Origin of the sequence: uncultured Brachyspira sp. (genome assembly GCF_949287625.1) — a bacterium.
Classification (GTDB): domain Bacteria; phylum Spirochaetota; class Brachyspiria; order Brachyspirales; family Brachyspiraceae; genus Brachyspira.
Map to the genome: position 1 here is coordinate 1 of NZ_CASEGO010000168.1, position 3603 is coordinate 3603.

4 protein-coding genes are annotated in these 3603 nt (G+C 23.1%); all 4 read left to right on the forward strand.

The genetic code is table 11. The annotated features are described in order from the left end of the window. A partial coding sequence (locus Q1X91_RS15100) for a glycosyltransferase family 2 protein (protein WP_300759360.1) occupies positions 1 to 1216 on the forward strand: 1216 nt, incomplete at its 5' end. A gap of 30 nt (positions 1217 to 1246) precedes the next feature. Continuing rightward, a complete protein-coding gene (locus Q1X91_RS15105; RefSeq protein WP_300759362.1) occupies positions 1247 to 1849 on the forward strand; it encodes a radical SAM protein in 603 nt (200 codons plus the stop codon). 273 nt (positions 1850 to 2122) lie between these two features. Continuing rightward, positions 2123 to 2296 carry a hypothetical protein gene (locus Q1X91_RS15110; protein WP_300759364.1) on the forward strand — a complete coding sequence of 58 codons (174 nt, stop codon included), beginning with the start codon at positions 2123 to 2125 and terminating at the stop codon, positions 2294 to 2296. 19 nt (positions 2297 to 2315) lie between these two features. Continuing rightward, positions 2316 to 3578, forward strand: a complete 1263-nt coding sequence (locus Q1X91_RS15115) for a radical SAM protein (protein ID WP_300759366.1) — start codon at positions 2316 to 2318, stop codon at positions 3576 to 3578. Positions 3579 to 3603: the final 25 nt, after the last annotated feature.

The following is a 3603-nucleotide window of genomic DNA, read 5'->3' on the forward strand; positions in this document are numbered from 1 at the left end:
ACATAAACGTTTTGATGAGTTATATCCTTTTATGTGGGATAGATTAGGTGAAGTACATAAACGTTTTGATGAGTTATATCCTTTTATGTGGGATAGATTTATCAATATAGACAATAATTTTAATAATATTAAAAAAGAATTATTGATATCAAGAGTTTTAAGTTATCAAATACCTTCATCATTCGACCATAATTTAATTAATCAACTGAATTATAGCCCTTTAGTATCAGTAATTATAACTGTATACAATATAGGATCTAAATATTTAATACATTGTTTAGAAACTGTTATAAACCAAACTTTGAAAGATATAGAAATTATTATAGTCAATGACTGTTCTCCTTTGGAAGAAGATGATAAAATATGCTCATATTATAAAGAAAAAGACAGCAGAATAAAATATATTAAACTTGATGAGAATGTAGGAAGTGGTGCTTCAAGAATGGAAGGTTTAAAACTAGCAAAAGGATATTCAGTATCTTTTATAGATGGTGATGATTATTTGTCTTTAGATTTGTATAATATAACATTCTATGAAATGATAAGAAATAATTTGGACATAGTTTGTTATAATTTCTTTATTTTGCAGGAAAAAAATGGTGATATTGGATTTATTAATTCATATTATAAAGATATACCATATTCAGTTTTTTATGACAAAGATATTATTAATATATTTAGTAACATTAATACTTATATATCTGGACATTTATGGAATAAACTATTTAAAAGAGATATATTATTAAAAATAGGATATAATAATATACCTGCCAGAAAAAAGTATGAAGATTTAAATTATTCATTTAAAATATTTTTAGAATCTAAAAGTATTTCTTATATTCCTGTAAACTTATATTTTTATATAGAAAGCAGAAAAAATTCTTTTGTTAATACTACAAGATTTAAAGACAGTTATTTAACAGATATGTATGATGTATTATATGATATTTATAATTATATTGGTAAATCATCTAATAAAGAAACAACTAATATATTTGTATCTAACTTATGGTTATATTATGAAGCTTGCACTTTTGATAATGCTAAATTAGAAGAAGAGGATCATTTTATAAATATATATAGAAAAATGATATTAGATTCCATAAAACATGGCGTTTTGGATAAAGAATTACTTTTAGAAAATATAAAATTTATTTCCAATGATCAGAAATTAATAGAATGGTTTATAGAAACTTGCGGAATGGTGAATGAGTAAATTATATGAAAAATAAGTTGGAGAAAATATATGGATCAAAAACTCATAAATGATATAGTATGGTGGATACCTTTTAAAAAGTTAAGAAATGCTGTAAGAGAATATTTATTGAAAATAATCAATATAGATTCTAAATTAGAGGAAATAAATAATCGAATGAATATAATAGAAAACAGTTCATATAGTAATTATATAGATTCTAAGTTAGAAGAAATAAATAATAGGATAAATGTAATAGATAATAATTTACATAACAATTATATTGATTTATATAGAAAGATAAGAAGAGTAACTCCTCAGCCTTGTATTAATTTTGTAGAAATACATTTAGCAGAGCATTGCAATTTGAATTGTTATAGCTGTAATCATTTTTCTCAGCTAGCAGCAGAAGAATATTATGATATAGATATATTTGAAAATGATATTAGACGTCTATATGAATTAACAAATGGATTAATAAATAGATTTCAGCTTATGGGTGGTGAACCGTTATTAAATAAGAATTGCAAAGATTACTTTTATATAGTGAGAAAATATTTTAAAAATAGTTTAATATGGTTAATAACGAATGGTATTTTACTGCCTAAGCAAGATGAAAACTTTTGGGTTTCTTGTAAAGAAAATAGAGTATAAATACATCCTACAAAATATCCAATAAATATTAATTGGGATTATATTACTAATTTATGTAATCAATATGGTATAGTTTTATCTTTTTATAATGATACAAGTGTTCAAAAAGAAAGTTTAAAAACGGTTTTAAATCTTGATGGTATTACTGATCCTTCTAATAATTTCATTAATTGTTTTATAGCAAATGACTGCTTATTTTTAAGTAATGGAAAGTTATTTACATGCGGATTAATTTCAAATATACGTCATTTTAATAAATATTTTGGCAAGAATTTGAAAGTTACAGAACATGATTATATAGATATATATAAAGCACAAAATTATAATGAAATACTTCAATTTTTAGCCAAACCTGTACCTTTTTGCCGATATTGTGATATAACTAAATGGTATGGAATAGGTAAATGGGAAATTTCAAAAAGAGATATTAATGAGTATTTATTATAAATATTAATGGAGAATATTAATGCCTGACTGTAATACTATATGTAATGTACCATTTGGATTTATAGAAATATTCCCAGACGGCAATGTATACACATGTTGTCCAGCATATATAAAAAATGGATGTATAGGAAATATATTTAAAGAACCCTTTGAAAATATTATAAATTCTGAAAAAGCTATAGAAATCAGAACAAATGCACTTAACAAAAATTATTTTATGTGTAATTTGGATCTTTGTTCTCCCAATACTACTCCATTTTCATATCAATTAAAAACTAGAGAATGCTTTGTAGATTATAAAGAAAAAATTAATAAAGTTAATATTATAAAATTTAGTTATGATACTGACTGTAATATAAGATGTAAAATATGCAGAGATAATTTTATAAGAAATTCTAAAGAACGTATTGAAGAACTAGATTTAATAGCAGAAAAATATTTTTTACCTATATTAAAATATACTGATAAAGTTTGTTTTTCAGGTACTGGTGATCCACTAGCAAGTAGACATACTAGAAATTTTATAAAACTTATTTCTAAAGAATATCCAAATATTAAATTTGATTTACATACAAATGGTTTATTATTAAATAAGAATATGTTAGAAGAATTGAATATTATTGATAGAATATCTATTGTACAAATTTCAATACATGCCTCAAATAAAAATATATATAATAAAATTGTAGAAGATGGTAATTTTGATGTAGTCATGGAAAATATATATTATTTACAAAATCTCAAGCTAAATGGAAAATTAGAAGAAATACATTTAAATTTTGTTGTTACTAAGGATAATATTGATAACGCTGAAGAGTTTTTAATTTTATCTGAAAAATTAGGAGTCGAATGTTTTTTTTGGACTATGAGAGATTTTGGAACTTCTTATTCAAATGATAATAATATTGTGGATGATTATAAAATATATACTATATTCAGTAAAGATATATTCAAATATAAAAAATGTCATTTTAATCCATATATATATAATATTGTTTATGGAAGAAAATTTATTGATAAATATTTACTTGATAAAATAGATTTACTGTTATGTGAAAATAAAATTTTATATGATAAGATTGAATATTTAGTAAATCAAAATGAACTTAATATTAAAAATATCAATAAAATAGTTAATACATTATCCTGGTGGATCCCAATAAAAAAGCTGCGTGACAATTTTAGAAACAAATTCAAAATTGAAGACCAGACCAGACCAGACCAGACCAGACCAGACCAGACCAGACCAGACCAGACCAGACCAGACCAGACCATGAATTAATATGCAAAGATTACATATATATTCA

Bases quoted from the DNA above. Each gene is read 5' to 3' on its own strand.
- Q1X91_RS15115 (WP_300759366.1), top strand. From the start codon at position 2,316: ATGCCTGACTGTAATACTATATGTAATGTACCATTTGGATTTATAGAA.
- Q1X91_RS15105 (WP_300759362.1), top strand. From the start codon at position 1,247: ATGGATCAAAAACTCATAAATGATATAGTATGGTGGATACCTTTTAAA.